Genomic DNA, 16,258 nt, shown 5'->3' on the forward strand with positions numbered 1-16,258 from the left:
TTATTTCACTTCCGGCGGTGTCGAGAAAGTGTGATACGGCGCTGGTGAGGGCACCGTCCATTCCAGCCCTTCGGCACCATCCCAGGGTTTGGCGGCGGCCTTCTCGCCCCCTCGCACACACTTCACCACGATGAACAGGAACAGCAACTGACTGACGCCGAACATAAAGGCCCCGATGCTCGATACCATGTTGAAGTCAGCAAACTGCAGCGCGTAGTCCGGAATCCGCCGGGGCATGCCCGCCAGCCCCAGGAAGTGCATGGGGAAGAAAGCCAGGTTCATGCCGATGAACGACAGCCAGAAGTGGGTCTTGGCCAGGGTTTCGTCGTACATGTGGCCGGTCCACTTGGGCAGCCAGAAGTAGGCGGAAGCGAAGATGCCGAAGATGGCACCGGGCACCAGCACATAATGGAAATGCGCGACCACAAAGTAGGTATCGTGGTACTGGAAGTCCGCAGGCGCGATGGCCAGCATCAGACCGGAGAAACCACCGATAGTGAACAGAATGATAAAGGCCACGGCGAACAGCATGGGCGCCTCGAAACTCAGGGAGCCCCGGAACATGGTGGTGACCCAGTTGAACACCTTCACCCCGGTGGGCACGGCAATCAGCATGGTGGCGTACATGAAGAACAACTGCCCGGCCAGTGGAATACCCACGGTAAACATATGGTGCGCCCAGACCACGAACGACAACAGGGCAATGGCACCCACCGCATACACCATGGAGGCATAGCCAAACAGCGGTTTGCGGGAGAAGGCCGCAACAATGTGGGAAATGGCCCCGAACGCCGGCAGGATCATGATGTACACCTCCGGATGCCCGAAGAACCAGAACACATGCTGGAACAGCACCGGATCGCCACCACCGGAGGCATCAAAGAAACTGGTACCGAAGTTGATGTCCATCAGCATCATGGTCACCACGCCGGCCAGCACCGGCATGACCGCAATCAACAGGAACGCGGTGATCAGCCAGGTCCAGACAAACAGGGGCATTTTCATCAGGGTCATGCCCGGCGCCCGCATGTTGAGGATGGTGGCAATGACGTTGATGGCGCCCATGATCGAAGACACCCCCATGATATGCACCGCAAAGATAAAGAACGTGGTACTGGGCGGCCCATAGGTGGTGGAAAGCGGCGCGTAGAAGGTCCAGCCGAAGTTGGGGGCGCCGCCCTGCATGAACAGGGTGGAGACCAGAATCAGGAAGGCGCAGGGCAGCAGCCAGAAACTCCAGTTATTCATGCGCGGCAGTGCCATGTCCGGCGCGCCGATCATCAAGGGCAGCATCCAGTTGGCTAACCCGACAAAGGCCGGCATGACCGCCCCGAACACCATGATCAGACCGTGCATGGTGGTCATCTGGTTGAAGAACTCCGGCTGCACAATCTGCAGACCGGGCTGGAACAGTTCGGCCCGGATGACCATGGCCATGCTGCCGCCGAGCAGGAACATGGCAAAACTGAACATCAGGTACATGGACCCGATGTCCTTATGGTTTGTGGTCAGCAGCCAGCGGCTGATGCCTTTGGCCGGGCCGTGGTGATGTTCCTGGCTGTGGGTATCTGCAACCGCACTCATGAAAACCCCCGTTACCGCCTTCTGATGTGGCTGGTGATTGTTGTTATCTGGCGTTGATTACTGCTGGTTCTTGTAATCAAAAATTTCCTTGGGCGTGACCATATCGCCGGTGTTGTTACCCCAGGCATTACGCTCATAGGTAATCACCGCGGCCAGGTCCACTTCGCTCAGCTGGTTGCCGAACGCCTGCATCGCCGTCCCGGACTTGCCGTTCACCACAATGTCGATGTGAGCCGTCATATCTCCGGTCGCAATCGGGCTACCCTTGAGCGCGGGGAACGCCGGGGGGGCCCCGCTGCCATCCGCCTGGTGGCAGGCCGCACAGGCTGTGGCATAAGCCTTCTCACCACGCGCCATCAATTCTTCCAGAGTCCAGTCTTTCTGGGTCAGCTGGCGTTCTTTCTCGGCTGCCTCGCGCTGCTCCGCCACCCAGGCGTTGTATTCCTCTTCCGGCACCGCCTCGACCACCACCGGCATGAAGCCGTGGTCCTTGCCACACAGCTCGGTGCACTGGCCACGGTAAATGCCCGGCTCATCCACCCGGGTCCAGGTTTCATTGATAAAACCGGGGATGGCATCTTTCTTCACGCCAAACTCCGGCACCCACCAGGAGTGGATTACATCATTGGCGGTCAACAGAAAACGCACTTTCTTGCCGACTGGAATCACCAGCGGGTTGTCCACTTCCAGGAGGTAGTTTTCACCCTTGGCCTGGCGGTTCTCGATCTGGTCCCGGGGTGTAGACAGGCTGGAGAAGTAACCAAAATCTTCATTGATATACTCATACTGCCAGCGCCACTGATAGCCGGTAACCTTGATATCCACTTCGGATTCGGTGGTGTCGTACATCTCCACCAGCGTTGCCGTGGCGGGAATGGCCATGGCCACGAGAATGGCGAACGGAATGATGGTCCAGAGAATTTCGACCACCGTGTTCTCGTGGAAATTGGCCGGTTTCGCGCCCTGGGATTTGCGATGGGCGAAAATGGACCAGAACATGACCCCGAACACCACCACACCGATGGCGACGCAGATCCAGAGAATGGTCATGTGAAGGCTGAAAATCTGGTTACTGGTGCCGGTTACACCGGGCGTCATGTTCATGGTCCAGTCGGCCACGACGACAGCCGGTGACAACAGACCAGCGGCTAGGGCTACTGCCCGCTTGGCATGCACGCGCATACTGTGTCTCCACAGAGTGTTATTCTTGTCGGATTTTGCGTCATCCCTCCGAAATTTACCGATGGCACTCGCAACCGTCGGAAATCCCCGAGTGAAAGCCTGCTTATGGATACATCAAAATTGAGTATAGACACAGATCAAAAAAAGACTAAAAAATCCTTAAATCCAAATAAGATAAGTGCAGAGTTTTGAGAAGCATAAAGAATAAACAGCGTGCGCCCGGCATCATTGACCGACGCCTGTGGGCACTGGCCTGGCCACTGATGCTGACCAATCTCACCGTGCCCCTGCTGGGCCTGGTGGACACCGCCGTGCTCGGCCATCTGCACAGTCCGGAATACCTGGGCGCGGTCGCCGTGGGCGCCAACCTGTTCAGCATTCTGTACTGGACCTTCGGTTTCATGCGCATGGGCACCACCGGTCTGGCGGCCCAGGCCTGGGGCAAACGGGATGCCTTTGCCCAGGTCGCGCTACTATTGCGCTCAATCCTGCTGGCCATCGGTATCGGGCTGTTACTGATCCTGTTCCACCAACCGTTGATCCGGATCGGTCTGGAGCTGATGAATCCCAGCCCTGAGGTGGCGGCTCTGGCCGCAGAATACGCAGCCATCCGTATCTGGAGTGCGCCCGCGGTGCTGTGCCAGTACACCCTGGTGGGCTGGCTGATCGGCACCCAGTTCCCCCGCGGCCCCATGGTGATGCTGATCATCGCCAACGGCATCAACATTGTGCTGGACGTGTTCTTCGTTACGGTACTGGGCTGGAACAGCCGGGGCGTGGCCATGGCCACCGTGATGGCGGAATACGGTGCTGCCCTGATCGGGTTTGCCATCGTGCTCCGGAGGATGCCCGAAGGCCAGCGACTGACCCGCGCGCTGTTCGGGCAGCTGGCAGACTACCTGACCATTCTGCGGGTGAACCGTTACATCATGGTTCGCACCATTGCCCTGCTGCTGGTACTGGCGTTTTTCACCGCTCAGGGTGCCCGGCAGGGCGATGTCATCCTGGCCGCCAACGCCGTGCTGATCACCTTTTTGCTGGTGATTTCCAATGCCCTGGACGGTTTCGCCAATGCTGCCGAAGCTTTGGTGGGTGAGGCCATTGGCCAGAACAGCAGGCGCCGGTTCCGCATGGTCTTCCTGAGCGCCCTGCGCTGGTCAATCTGGGGCGCGTTGTTGCTGACCGTTGCGTTCGTGCTCGGCGGCCGCTGGCTGATCAGCCTGCTGACCGGTCTGGAGGAGGTGCGAACTACCGCCTGGCAATACCTGCCCTGGCTCTGGCTACTGCCATTTGCCTCGGTCTGGGGTTTTCTGCTCGATGGTGTGTTTATCGGCGCCACCCGCACCCGGGAAATGCAGAACACCATGCTGTTTTCAGCACTGGCTGTCTTCCTGCCTGTCTGGTGGCTGACCACCGGGTGGGGCAACCACGGGCTCTGGTTTGCGCTCATCACACTGATGCTGGCGCGGGCAGGGAGCATGGGCTGGCTGTGCTGGCGCTACACCCGCGAGGGCCGCTGGTTTGATACTCACTGACGTTTCCCACTCACACCGTAACCGTTAAATTTGCCAGTGCGGGCAGCAAGGCGACAAATCTTGGCTACACTAGTCAGAAACGGCAGGCATGTTGCGGTAGCCAGCCCCTGCTTTCCTGCCTCCGGTTACTCCTTGATAGAACGGGAGGCGCCTTGCGACCTCAAATTGTTCAGACTTCGGCATCTCCTGAAATGACACCACAGGCCGTCCTTGAAATCATCGATCAGGCAAGGCGCCAGGAAGCACGCTCCGGCGCCTTTTTACGCCAGATGAAAGAGAAAGCCGCCCGGCTGCCGGGTTCGGTGGTGGTGGATGGCTATCAACCGGCAACCTCCCTGTTCCAGTTCGCGGTGGAGTACATCGAGATGGCGCCCAGGCTGATCGAATGCGTGGATGCCTGCGCCCGGGAAGCCGGCAAAACCGAGCTGTTCCAGCCCTTTATTGATGCCGCCATCCGCTATTTCACCCAGCCCTCGGTGCTGCTGGTACGCTACGATGGCCTGGACGGGCTGCTTATTCGCGCCTACCTGTGCCACCGGTTAATGGAGGAAATGCACGACAACAACCGCTCGATCCGCGCCAGTGAATTGATCGACCTGGAAGCCACCCGGGCCAACCTGTTGGTGCACGAACTGATCGGCGAACCCTTCGCCAATGAGCTGGACGATGCCATCACCGTCACCGTGCTGCAGATTGCCGGCACCCCGGATTACTACAACCTGGACCTCGATCCCTTTGTTGACCAGGTCAACAACCAGGCCTGGGACTGGATGCGACAGTACTGGGAAAACCTGCTGGAGCGGAACCACATCCGCTTCGCCCTCGGGCCGTCGTGCTGAGTTTAATAACAACACGTCACTGAATTGCCTCCGGAAAACCAGTATTCTTGCCCTCCCGAACAACACTGAGGAGGCCAAACGTGCTGGATAATGCCGATCTTGGAAAACTGATTGTACGGCTGACACTGGGCGGGTTACTGCTGTTCCACGGCATCGCCAAACTGCTCAATGGCATTGGCTTTATCGAAGGCCAGCTGGCCAGCCATGGCCTGCCCACGATCCTGGCCTACGGCGTCTATATCGGGGAAGTCATTGCACCGCTGATGGTGATTCTCGGATACCAGACCCGCATTGGCGCCCTGATCATTGTCTTCAACATGATCGTTGCCATCGCCCTGGTGCATGGCCATCAGCTGTTGACTCTGAGCAGCAATGGCGGCTGGGCGCTGGAACTTCAGGGCTTCTTCCTGTTCACCGCACTGGCGCTGATTTTCCTGGGGCCGGGCCGGTACAAGCTCAAGAACTGAGGTCAGCCGGTGGTGGGCGCAACCGCTTTCGGGTGCCAGACCACCACCCGGTTACGCCCATCAGCCTTGGCGGCGTAGAGCGCCTCATCGGCGCGGCGAATCAGTTCCTGACAATCGGATTGCCGGTTGGGGGTGAGTGTCGCCACACCGAGACTGATGGTCAGGCTGACCGGCGACATATGCTCGCCACTGTTGACCGGCGTTCGGGCGACCGACAGCCGCATCCGTTCCGCCACTTGCTGCGCGCCGGCCACATCGGTAGCGGGCAGCAGAATGGCGAACTCCTCACCGCCGTAACGCGCCACCAGGTCCCCAGAGCGCTGGACTTCATCGGACAGAATCGAGGCCAGCGCCACCAGGCAATCGTCCCCCACCAGATGACCGAAGCGGTCGTTCACCTGCTTGAAGTGGTCAATATCCAGCAGAATCAGGCTCAGTTCATGCTCGTGACGCAACGCCCGATTCCACTCGGTTTCCAGTTTCTCATCAAACCGGCGCCGGTTGGCGACGTGAGTCAGGCCATCGGTCAGACTGATGGCCCGCAACTGCTCGTTTGCCTGCTCCAGCTCCTCGGTGCGTTCCCGAACCCGGGATTCCAGGGTCAGGTTGGCCTGGCGCTGTATGTCCAGGGCATGCTCCTGGGCCTGTTGCCGGCGCCGGCGCTCCATGTTGATCCGGTAGGCCAGGGCAAACGACAGCAGAATCACCTCAACCGCCACCCCGGCCTGGGGCGCCAACTCGGTAAACGGACTGCGCGGAATCCATCCCAGCTTGCTGACCGCGAGCACCAGATGCCCCAGCAGCAAGGGCGTCCAGGCAAGTACATAAAAGCCGCCCAGGATCTGGCCCCTGCGCCAGACATTGATACCAATCAGCCAGGCCACCGGGGTCGCGAACGCGGCCAGGCTGCTTATCCAGATAATACCTACCTGGTAAGAGCCAACGAAACCGTAGATCAGGCCCAACAGATTGACCGCCAGTAGTGTCTGGAGGACCCGATAACCCCAGCGAGAGTAACTCTTGACCAACAGGAATTTCATGGTGAAAACGATGGCCGCAATCAGCGCGGCACTGACCACGGGCACAGTGAAGTAACGGTTGATCCACGGCACGTCTGGCCAGAACCACTGGAACAGCAGGCCATTGAAGTTGAGCTGCACGGCACCGGAACAGACAACCGTCAGCACATACCAGAGGTAGGTCTGGTGGCGGACAATCAGGAACAGAAACAGGTTATACAGGGCCAGGGCGACCACGATTCCCAGGAACATGGTCTGCCAGCCATAGGAAATCTGCTCGTTGGCAAGAAATTCGGCGGACGGTGTGACCGCGACGGGAACCTGAACCGAGCCCTGGGTCTGCACACGAATCCAGGCGGTGACCGGCTCGGTATTGGACGGCACCAGAAAGACGAAATTGCGGTGCACAATTGGCCGGCTGTCGAACGGCCGGGTATCCCCGGTGTGATGGGATTCGATAATCCGGCCATCCAGTTCCCAATACACCGACACTTCATCGAGCAGGGGATAACCCACTTCCAGAACCCGGTTAGCGGGTTCCGCCGGCACCGGTACCTGCAACCAGAATTCATCGTCACTGAACCCCTGGTTCAGGGTCTGGCCAGCCGGAACCGTCTGCCACTGGTCAGGCCCGATGGCACGGACTGCCTCGACATCCCTGGCCCCCTGAGGTACTGACAACCATTGAAAGGACACGGGCTCGGCGTGGGCAGCAGTGAAGGCCAAGCACAGCAGCAAGGTAACGAATATGCCTGTTATGCGGGAAATGCGCCCGTTCATTCTTGTCTGTAATTTCCGGCCCGAGGTGCTTGAACTACACTGTTGTGTTCTGATGGGGAACACCATAACCCTAGTGCTTCACAAACAGTGTAGACGGATATCCCGCTCAAGTCCGGCAAAATTAAGGGGTAAGGCCCCGCTACCACCAGAGAGGAAGACATGCCCGAACGCAGACACACGGTTCAGCCCGGCCGCTACCGGCATTACAAGGGGAAGGACTACGAAGTGATCGGCGTGGCCCGCCACAGCGAAACCGAAGAGCCGCTGGTGGTCTATCGTTGCCTGTATGGCGACTATAGTTTGTGGGTTCGCCCCCTCCCCATGTTCCAGGAAACCGTCGACGTCGCCGGCGAACAGGTTCCCCGTTTCATGCGGGTTGAGGACGAGTAACGGTTACACAACCGTTTTGACTGCGGCGGCCATTTCCTGCACATTAGCGCACTTTTCGTGCTGCCGGCGCCCAAAAGGTGCCGGTATACCCTCGATTCCTATCCGGAGTTTGCCATGAATGCCGTAGTTGCCGCGGTACTGATCATGCTCGTACTGAGCCTGTGCCGCATTCACGTTGTTGTTGCCCTGATCATCGGCGCCATTTCCGGTGGCCTGGTGGCGGGCATGTCCCTTGAAGAGACCATCAATGCCTTCAATACCGGCCTGGGCGGTGGTGCCACCGTGGCCTTGTCCTATGCCACCCTGGGCGCGTTTGCCGTCGCAATCGGAAAATCGGGGCTGGCCCACGCCCTGGCCGACAAGGCCCTGGCCATGGTGGGCCGGCAGGATGAAGGGGGCGCTGCCACCGGCATCCGGTTCATGATCATCGGTCTGCTGCTGGCCATTGCCGTATCGTCCCAGAACATCCTGCCGATTCACATCGCCTTCATTCCGCTGGTCGTGCCGCCACTGCTGTACGTGATGGCGAAGTTGAACATGGACCGCCGGCTGGTGGCCTGCGTGCTGACCTTCGGCCTGATCACGCCTTACATGTTCCTGCCGGTAGGCTTCGGCGGTATCTATCTGAACGAGATCCTGCTGGCCAATGTGGCCGACAACGGCGTTGATGCCAGCAACCTGAACGTCATGTCTGCCATGGCGCTGCCGGCCCTGGGCATGCTCCTGGGCCTGCTGGTTGCGGTCTTCTTCAGCTACCGGGGCGGTCGCGGCTATGACCTCAAGCGTATCGAACAGACCGAGCGTGTGGATGTGAAATACAGCCCCAGAACGCTGGTGATGGCGCTGGTCGCCATTGCTGTGGCGTTCGTGGTGCAACTCTGGCTGGGCTCCATGATCCTGGGCGCCCTGGCCGGCTTCGTGCTGTTCAATGTCTCTGGCGTGGTGAAATGGAAAGAAGCCGACGACCTGTTCACCGAAGGCATGAAAATGCTGGCCATGATCGGCTTCATCATGATTGCCGCCAACGGCTTTGCGGAAGTGATGCGGGAAACCGGCGAAATCGCCACTCTGGTGGAAGGTTCGGTCGCCGCCATAGGCGAGAACAAGGCGCTGGCAGCATTGCTGATGCTGGTGGTGGGCCTGTTGATCACCATGGGCATCGGGTCATCGTTCTCGACCATCCCCATTATCGCCGCCCTGTATGTGCCACTGGCGCTGCAACTGGGCTTCAGCCCCCTGGCCATCGTGGCCCTGGTGGGTACGGCGGGTGCTCTGGGTGATGCCGGCTCTCCGGCATCAGACTCCACTCTTGGCCCCACCGCCGGCCTGAATGTGGATGGCCAGCACAACCATATCTGGGACACCGTGGTGCCCACGTTCCTGCACTACAACCTGCCACTGCTGGCCTTCGGCTGGCTGGCCGCCATGGTGCTCTGAGGCACCGGCAACACCCTCGGTTTGCCACCGGCCAAAGACGGCCAGGCAAGCCGGGGGATCAGTCTTCTGAACCGGACTTGAAGAACACCACCTGTTTTACCGTGTGATCATCCTTGTTGTCGCGCTTGTTCACCCGGGTCTCGATCTCCGGTGCCGCCGGCTGCTCCTGATCGGACATGGCATCGGTAAAACCGCATGCCACGCATTCGCGCACCTGCTCACCGTCGTCATCGGTAAACATCATGATCTTGTCCATCTCCGCACAACGGGGACAGACAGCACCGGCGATAAAGCGTTTCGGACTCGTCATAACTCAACTCCAGATAAGTCACCCGATGGCCAGTACGACCACCGGGCGTGATTGTATCAGGCCGCTTCGTCCGTAATGCCGGTCTGCTTCAGCAAGGCATCCACCTCGGGCTCCCGGCCCCGGAACGCCTTGAACAGCTCCATGGGCTCCTGCGAACCGCCTTTCTCCAGAATGTTGTGCAGGAAGGCCTTGCCGGTTTCCGGATCAAAAATACCATTCTCCTCAAACAGCGAGAACGCATCGGCCGCCAGCACTTCCGCCCACTTGTAGCTGTAATAGCCCGCCGCGTAGCCCCCGGCGAAAATGTGGGAGAAAGCATTCGGAAAACGATTGAACTCCGGCGCCTGAACCACGGCAATCTCTTCCCGCACTGTCCGGTGCATGTCGAGCGGATTGGTCGGCGCCTGCTCGCTGAATTCCGCATGCAACCGGAAATCGAACAGCGAGAACTCCAGCTGCCGCACCATGGCCATCCCGGACTGGAAGTTCTTGGCCGCCAACAGTTTCTGCAGCAGATCTTCCGGCAGCGGTTCTCCGGTTTCATGGTGACTGGCAATCAGTGCCAGCGACTCCGGATTCCAGCACCAGTTCTCCAGGAACTGGCTGGGCAACTCCACCGCATCCCAGGCCACACCGTTAATGCCCGACACATCCATCACCTCCACCTGGGTCAGCATGTGATGCAGGCCATGGCCAAACTCGTGGAACAGGGTGGTGACTTCGTCGTGGGTCAGCAGCGACGGCTTGCCGTCCACCGGCGGCGTGAAGTTGCAGGTCAGGAACGCTACTGGCAACTGCAACCGGCCGCGCAGATCGCGCCAGCGCACCCGGCAGTCCGCCATCCAGGCACCACCACGTTTGCCCTGGCGGGCATAGAGGTCCAGGTAGAACCAGGCAATCGGCTCGCCGTGGCGACTGATGCAGTAGGCCTGGGCATCTGCGTGCCAGGTTTCCACCTCCGGATGGGCTTCGATCTGAACATCAAACAGCTTCTCTGCCACCCGGAACAGGCCCGGCACCACCTTGTCCACCGGGAACCAGGGGCGCAGGGTTTCCGGAGAAATGTCATAACGCTTCTGGCGCAGCTTCTCGCTGTAATAGCCGACATCCCAGGCCTGAAGATCCTCGACGCCGTATTCGTCTTTCACAAACGCCTTCAGCTCGGCGAACTCCTTCTCCGCCTGGGGCTTGGATTTCGCCGCCAACTGATTCAGGAATTCCATCACCTCATCGACACTGCGGGCCATCTTGGTGGCCAGCGAACGCTCGGCGTAGTTGTCGAATCCGAGCAACTGGGCGAGGGCATGGCGACGCTTGAGAATCTCAGCCATCACCGGGGTATTGTCCCACTTCGCGGCATCCGGGCCCTGATCTGACGCCCGGGTAACAAACGCCTCGTACACTTCCCGGCGCAGGCTGCGGTTGTCACCGTAGGTCATCACCGGATAGAAACTCGGGAAATCCAGGGTAATCACATAGCCGTCCAGCTCCTTCTGCCGGGCCGCCTGCCTGGCGCCTTCAATGGCCGTTTCCGGCAGACCGGACAGCTCGTCCACATCGGTGATGTGCTTGTACCAGTGCTGAGTGGCGTCCAGCACGTTATCGCTGAACTTGTTGGACAGTTCCGCCAGCTCCCGGGACAGTTCCGCGTAACGCTTTTTCTTGTCCTCAGGCAGATCCACACCACCGAGCCGGAAATCCCGCAGGATGTTCTCGATGGACTTGCGCTGGGATTCGCTCAGATTGTGGAAATCATCGCGGGCGGCCAGTTTTTTATAGGCCTCACACAAGGCACTGTTCTGGCTGACTTCCGTGCTGTATTCGGTCAGTTTTTCCAGGCAGTTCTTGTACACTTTGCGCAGGTCATCGTTGTTCATGACACCGTTCAGGTGGGAGATCACCGACCAGGCATTGCTTAGCTTGTTTTCCAGCTCCTGCATGGGCTGAGCCAGAGTTTCCCAACTGGGATCCTCCTGCTGGGCCAGCGTCTGGATCTTCATCCGGTTCTCGCTGAGAATCTGGTCTATGGCCGTTTCCATGTGCTCGGTACGGATATGACCGAACTTCGGCAACAGATCGTCAGTCAGTAGCGGGTTATTCATAGGTCCCCTTCTCAGCTGTTCGTTTATGAGATAGCTTGCACCAACTTACGGGGTGCCGGTGGGGGATGGCTTTCAGAAACTGTGTGGAGCCAGGGATGGCGGAACTCAAGCGTCACAGGGATGTGCCGAAGGAGCGTGTTTCTGAAAGCCATCCCCCACCGGCACCTTGCACCGCACTTGGACAGCATTGAGGTATATGTAATGGCGAATGTACGAACTCACAAGGGTATCACACCACAATTTGGCGAACGCACCTGGGTAGACGACAGCGCCGTGGTCATCGGAGATGTACAAATGGGGGAGGATTGCTCGGTCTGGCCCATGACCGTAATCCGAGGCGACATGCACAAGATCCGCATCGGCGACCGTTGCAGCATCCAGGACGGCTCGGTGCTGCACATCACCCACGCCAGCGACTACAACCCCGGCGGCTGGCCGCTGATCCTGGGCGACGACGTGACCGTTGGCCACAAAGCCCTGCTGCATGGCTGCACCATTGGCAGCCGGGTTCTGGTCGGCATGGGCTGTACCGTAATGGACGGCGCCGTGGTGGAAGACGAAGTCATTATCGGCGCCGGCACCCTGGTACCGCCAGGCAAACGCCTGGAATCCGGCTACCTGTACGTGGGCTCCCCGTGCAAGCAGGCCCGGGCCCTGAGCGACAAGGAAAAAACGTTCTTCAAATACACTGCCGCCAACTACGTCAAACTGAAAGACGAATACCTGAATCCCTCAGAATAAAAAGCAGCGGCAAGGCAGCCTTGCCGGGAATCAATTCCCGGCCGCTGCCTTTTTTTGTGCGCCGGCGTTTTCCAGGACGCGGGCATACTCTGCACTACGCCGGTGAAGAGCAACCCGATCCAGAATGGTTGCTCCGTGTTCGTCTTCAGCATTCAGGTCACGACCGGCTTCAACAAAAAAGCTGATAAAGCGCTCGAAGTCTTCGGCCCGCATAGATTCATAAGCCCGACTCAGCACGAAATAATCGGCATTGATGCTTCGGTCCCAGGGGGTCAGGTCGAGATAGCTCTTTACCCGCTCGTCACTCCATTCCTCACCAATGACTTTCGGTTTGTCCGGTCCGCTCATGCTGGCATCTCCTGCTGTGTGCAATTCAGGGCGCACAGTATAAGGCTTTGAATGGGCAGAGGTTATATGAATCCACTATGAGTATCTGCGCTGCGAGCATAAGGAGAGCGGAGATACCGGCGGCTCAGGGCAGGATTTCCACCGGCAGGTCTGCGGTGGGCACTTCATCACTGCATTCGGGGTTACGGATGGCGATTTCCACCCGGCGATTGATAGCGCGGTTTTCCGGGCTGGTGTTGGGGGCCAGTGGCCGGGTCTCGGCACGGCCCGCGGCAACGACCCGCTCGGCGGGGATATCCCGGTTGAGTACCAGTTCATGCACCACCGAGACCGCCCGGGCAGCAGACAGGTCCCAGTTTGAGCGGTACTGACTGCTGGAAATCGGTCGATCGTCGGAATGCCCGGAAACCACCACATCCCCGCTACAGGCGGACAGGACGCTCACCACACGCTCGATGATCGGGATCATTTCCGGCTTGATGGTGGCGTCGCCAGAGCGGAAGGTCGCTTCCTCCGAGAACCGGATAACCACCTGATCCTCGTCGTAGTTCACATGCAGGGCTTCGGAAGCCACTTCCTCTTCCAGTTCCCGAACCAGACGCCCGGCCAGGTCCAGCACACCGCCGGGTATCTGCCGGGTTTCCGAGCGCTCGGTACGCTCATCAATAAACTCAGGTTGTTGTTGCAACGACTCCGACGGTTCGGGCAGCGAGACGGTATCCGATTCAACCAGGGTAATAGGGGAGCCACCCACGTCCTCCGCCACCACGTTGCTGGAGCCAAAGGCCAGCGACATGGAGTTGGCCATGGCCCGGTACTTTTCCACATCCATTTCGGCGAAGGACAGCAGCAGAATAAAAAACGTCAGCAGCAATGTGGCCAGATCGGCAAACGTCACGATCCAGTCCGGGGTGCCTTTCTTGCCCCGGTTCTTTTTCAGTGGCCGTGCCGGTTGCAAACCTCAGGCCTCCCGCTCGGGTTCGAGGTTGGTGCGGTGTTCCGGAGACACGTAGGAAGACAGCAGTTCGGTCATAACCCTGGGGTTTTCACCGCGCATGATGCTCTTGATGGAGGTAATGATCAGCATCTGGTTACGGGCATCGTCTTCCGCCTTCAGCTGCAACTTGTCGGCCAGGGGTAACGCCATCAGCTGGGCAATGAATGCGCCGTACAGGGTGGTCAGCAGGGCAATGGCCATGGCCGGACCAATAGAGGAAGGATCATCAAGGGTATTGAGCATTTGCACCAGCCCCACCAGGGTACCGAGCATGCCGATGGCCGGTGCCGATTCGCCAATACCGCGGAACACCCGTTCCGCCACTTCGTAGCGTTCGGCGGTCTGCTGGCTATCCTGCAACAGGGCCTCTTCCACCAGTTCCGGCGGGTGGCCATCGACACAGAGGTTGATGGCTTTCTGCAGGAACTCGTCCTTGGTGTCATGGTTCTCCAGACCCAGAATGCCCTCCTTGCGAACCACCCGGGCCAGCACGCCCACTTCCCGAATCAGTTCCGCCGGGCGCGCCAACCGGTCCGTAAAGGCTGCGCGGAAAGCCAGTCGGAAAGCACTCAGCACGGAGGGCATCCGGAATTTGATCAGGGTTACGGCAAACGTACCCCCGAGTACGATGGCCAGGCCTGGCAGGTTCAGAAAGGTAAGCACGGTTGCATTCGCCAACATGGCGAGCAACACAATCAGGGTTCCGGCTAGCAACCCGACAAGCGTAAGAATATCCATAACTGACCCTTATCGACGGCTCGGCTGCATCGCCTGCCTCAGTCTGTTCTCAGTTCCTCGATGACGGCCGAGGTTTCCGGGCGTACGCCCCGCCACACGAAAAAAGCTTCGGCAGCCTGTTCCACCAACATACCCAGACCGTCAAACACGTGTACGGCGCCATGATCCAGGGCCCACTGGTTAAACGTGGTGGTCTGCAGAGAATACATCATGTCGTAGACCACGGTATCTGCGCCGATCACATCTGCCGTAATGGCTGGCAAATCGCCCTTCAGGCTGGCGCTGGTGCCGTTGATCACCAGATCAAACGGTCCTTCGACCTGCTCAAAACCACAGGCCGAGAGTTCAATGCCACTGTGTTCCCGGCCGAACAGCCGGGCCAGCGCTTCGGCCCTGGCGACAGTACGATTGGCCACAACCACACTGGCGGGCTGCTCGTCCAGCAGAGGCCCGAGCACACCGCGCACCGCACCACCAGCGCCCAGCACCAGCACACGCGCGCCCTTCAGAGGCACGCCATGGTTGTCCCGGAGGTCGCGAACAATACCCACACCATCTGTGTTATCGGCCACCAGCTGGTCTTCTTGATCCAGATAGAGAGTATTGGCGGCACCTGCCAGCTCGGCCCGGTGAGTCCGGTGCTCAGCCAGGGTCCAGGCCTGTTCCTTGAACGGCACCGTAATGTTCAGACCCTTGCCGCCGTGGTCAAAGAAGTGATGAACGGTGCCGGCGAAATCCTCCAGCGGCGCCTGAATCGCGGTGTATTCCACAGCCTCACCGGTCTGTTGGGCAAACAGGCTGTGGATACGGGGTGATTTGCTGTGGCTGATGGGGTTGCCCACCACGGCGTACAGATCGCTAGTCATTACGTTCCTCCAACCAGTCACGGCCGGTCAGAAAATACTCGGTCAGCCGGGCTTCCTCAGTGCCTGGCTCCGGACGGCGGTCGTAATCCCAGCGCACCAACGGGGGCAGGGACATCAGGATAGACTCGGTCCGGCCGCCCGACTGCAGTCCAAACAGCGTGCCCCGGTCGTACACCAGGTTAAACTCGACATAGCGGCCCCGGCGGTAGAGCTGGAATTCCCGCTCCCGTTCCCCCCAGGGCTGATCCATACGCCGGCGCACAATCGGCTCGTAGGCCTCAATGTAACTGTCGCCCACGGCCTGCATAAAGGCAAAGTCACGGTCGAAATCGCCGGTGTTGTAGTCATCGAAGAACAGCCCGCCAACGCCCCGTGGCTCCTGCCGGTGTTTGAGGTAGAAATAGTCGTCGCACCAGCGCTTGTAGTCCGCGTAGACGGAGTCACCGAATGGCTGGCAGGCTGCCTTTGCGGTGCGGTGCCAGTGCACGCAGTCTTCCTCAAATCCGTAATAGGGCGTGAGGTCATAGCCACCACCGAACCAGTACACCGGAGCGCTGTCCTCCGGCGTAGCGATGAAAAAGCGCACGTTGGCATGAGAGGTGGGCACGTATGGATTGTTCGGATGAATCACCAGCGACACCCCCATGGCCTGCCAGGGTGCGCCCGCCAGGTGAGGGCGGTGAGCCGTGGCAGACGCTGGCATGGTCTCGCCCATCACGTGGGAAAAGTTAACGCCGCCCTTCTCGATAACACCACCGTCGGCCAGTACGCGGCTGATACCGCCACCGCCTTCCGGCCGCTGCCAACTGTCACGGATAAACGATGCCTGGCCATCGACCGCTTCCAGCCGCTGACAAATGCGCTCCTGAAGACCGATGAGGTAGTCCTTGACGGCCTGGATATCCGGCTGCTGTGACATGAAT

The 16,258-nt window shown here is 59.4% G+C and carries 16 protein-coding genes; 6 read left to right on the forward strand and 10 right to left on the reverse strand.

Translation table 11 applies throughout. The features are described 5' to 3' along the window. Together ctaD and coxB are read right to left on the reverse strand one after the other, a co-directional pair. Window positions 1-1,584 carry a cytochrome c oxidase subunit I gene (gene ctaD, locus JIF53_RS05985; RefSeq protein ID WP_011783643.1) on the reverse strand — a complete coding sequence of 528 codons (1,584 nt, stop codon included), beginning with the start codon at window positions 1,582-1,584 and terminating at the stop codon, window positions 1-3. A 57-nt stretch (window positions 1,585-1,641) separates the two neighbouring features. Further along, on the reverse strand, window positions 1,642-2,766 hold the full coding sequence (gene coxB / locus JIF53_RS05990) for a cytochrome c oxidase subunit II (RefSeq protein ID WP_011783642.1): 1,125 nt from the start codon (window positions 2,764-2,766) through the stop codon (window positions 1,642-1,644). A gap of 188 nt (window positions 2,767-2,954) precedes the next feature. Between coxB and JIF53_RS05995 the strand changes: the two genes are divergently transcribed. From JIF53_RS05995 to JIF53_RS06005, 3 genes are all read left to right on the forward strand, one after another. Next, window positions 2,955-4,301: an MATE family efflux transporter gene (locus tag JIF53_RS05995; protein WP_199452065.1), complete on the forward strand. Its 1,347-nt coding sequence runs from the start codon at window positions 2,955-2,957 to the stop codon at window positions 4,299-4,301. Window positions 4,302-4,492: 191 nt separating this feature from the next. After that, window positions 4,493-5,140 (forward strand): hypothetical protein, encoded by a 648-nt coding sequence (locus JIF53_RS06000; protein ID WP_031209780.1) that lies wholly within the window; start codon window positions 4,493-4,495, stop codon window positions 5,138-5,140. Between the two features lie 80 nt (window positions 5,141-5,220). Continuing rightward, window positions 5,221-5,607, forward strand: a complete 387-nt coding sequence (locus tag JIF53_RS06005; protein ID WP_014420036.1) for a DoxX family protein — start codon at window positions 5,221-5,223, stop codon at window positions 5,605-5,607. Between the two features lie 2 nt (window positions 5,608-5,609). Here the strand turns inward: JIF53_RS06005 and JIF53_RS06010 are convergent, their stop codons facing one another. Further along, the gene (locus JIF53_RS06010) at window positions 5,610-7,406 is read right to left on the reverse strand and encodes a diguanylate cyclase (protein ID WP_228285480.1); all 1,797 of its coding nucleotides are present in this window, start codon (window positions 7,404-7,406) and stop codon (window positions 5,610-5,612) included. Window positions 7,407-7,565: 159 nt separating this feature from the next. Here JIF53_RS06010 and JIF53_RS06015 point away from each other — a divergent pair, with 159 nt between their 5' ends. Both JIF53_RS06015 and JIF53_RS06020 read left to right on the forward strand, forming a co-directional pair. Beyond that, window positions 7,566-7,796 (forward strand): DUF1653 domain-containing protein, encoded by a 231-nt coding sequence (locus JIF53_RS06015; RefSeq protein WP_153739718.1) that lies wholly within the window; start codon window positions 7,566-7,568, stop codon window positions 7,794-7,796. 114 nt (window positions 7,797-7,910) lie between these two features. Continuing rightward, the gene (locus tag JIF53_RS06020; protein ID WP_153739717.1) at window positions 7,911-9,233 is read left to right on the forward strand and encodes a Na+/H+ antiporter family protein; all 1,323 of its coding nucleotides are present in this window, start codon (window positions 7,911-7,913) and stop codon (window positions 9,231-9,233) included. Window positions 9,234-9,291: 58 nt separating this feature from the next. Here the strand turns inward: JIF53_RS06020 and JIF53_RS06025 are convergent, their stop codons facing one another. Both JIF53_RS06025 and prlC read right to left on the reverse strand, forming a co-directional pair. After that, window positions 9,292-9,543: a YheV family putative zinc ribbon protein gene (locus JIF53_RS06025; protein WP_153739716.1), complete on the reverse strand. Its 252-nt coding sequence runs from the start codon at window positions 9,541-9,543 to the stop codon at window positions 9,292-9,294. Between the two features lie 56 nt (window positions 9,544-9,599). Further along, on the reverse strand, window positions 9,600-11,645 hold the full coding sequence (gene prlC, locus JIF53_RS06030) for an oligopeptidase A (protein WP_153739715.1): 2,046 nt from the start codon (window positions 11,643-11,645) through the stop codon (window positions 9,600-9,602). 201 nt (window positions 11,646-11,846) lie between these two features. Between prlC and JIF53_RS06035 the strand changes: the two genes are divergently transcribed. After that, window positions 11,847-12,386: a gamma carbonic anhydrase family protein gene (locus JIF53_RS06035; protein ID WP_014420031.1), complete on the forward strand. Its 540-nt coding sequence runs from the start codon at window positions 11,847-11,849 to the stop codon at window positions 12,384-12,386. Window positions 12,387-12,416: 30 nt separating this feature from the next. Here the strand turns inward: JIF53_RS06035 and JIF53_RS06040 are convergent, their stop codons facing one another. The 5 genes from JIF53_RS06040 to hemF form a co-directional block, all read right to left on the reverse strand. Then, on the reverse strand, window positions 12,417-12,734 hold the full coding sequence (locus JIF53_RS06040) for a PA4642 family protein (protein ID WP_011783631.1): 318 nt from the start codon (window positions 12,732-12,734) through the stop codon (window positions 12,417-12,419). Window positions 12,735-12,858: 124 nt separating this feature from the next. Further along, window positions 12,859-13,692 carry a flagellar motor protein MotB gene (locus JIF53_RS06045; protein ID WP_153739714.1) on the reverse strand — a complete coding sequence of 278 codons (834 nt, stop codon included), beginning with the start codon at window positions 13,690-13,692 and terminating at the stop codon, window positions 12,859-12,861. 3 nt (window positions 13,693-13,695) lie between these two features. Beyond that, window positions 13,696-14,469: a motility protein A gene (locus tag JIF53_RS06050; RefSeq protein WP_014420028.1), complete on the reverse strand. Its 774-nt coding sequence runs from the start codon at window positions 14,467-14,469 to the stop codon at window positions 13,696-13,698. Window positions 14,470-14,507: 38 nt separating this feature from the next. Then, complete coding sequence (gene aroE, locus JIF53_RS06055) at window positions 14,508-15,335, reverse strand: shikimate dehydrogenase (protein ID WP_153739713.1); 828 nt, start codon at window positions 15,333-15,335, stop codon at window positions 14,508-14,510. Then, complete coding sequence (gene hemF, locus JIF53_RS06060) at window positions 15,328-16,254, reverse strand: oxygen-dependent coproporphyrinogen oxidase (protein ID WP_011783627.1); 927 nt, start codon at window positions 16,252-16,254, stop codon at window positions 15,328-15,330. Before hemF ends, aroE begins: the two co-directional genes overlap by 8 nt. Between the last annotated feature and the right edge of the window lie 4 nt (window positions 16,255-16,258).

This window comes from Marinobacter sp. bablab_jr008, from assembly GCF_016464145.1.
GTDB classification, from domain to species: Bacteria; Pseudomonadota; Gammaproteobacteria; order Pseudomonadales; family Oleiphilaceae; genus Marinobacter; species Marinobacter nauticus.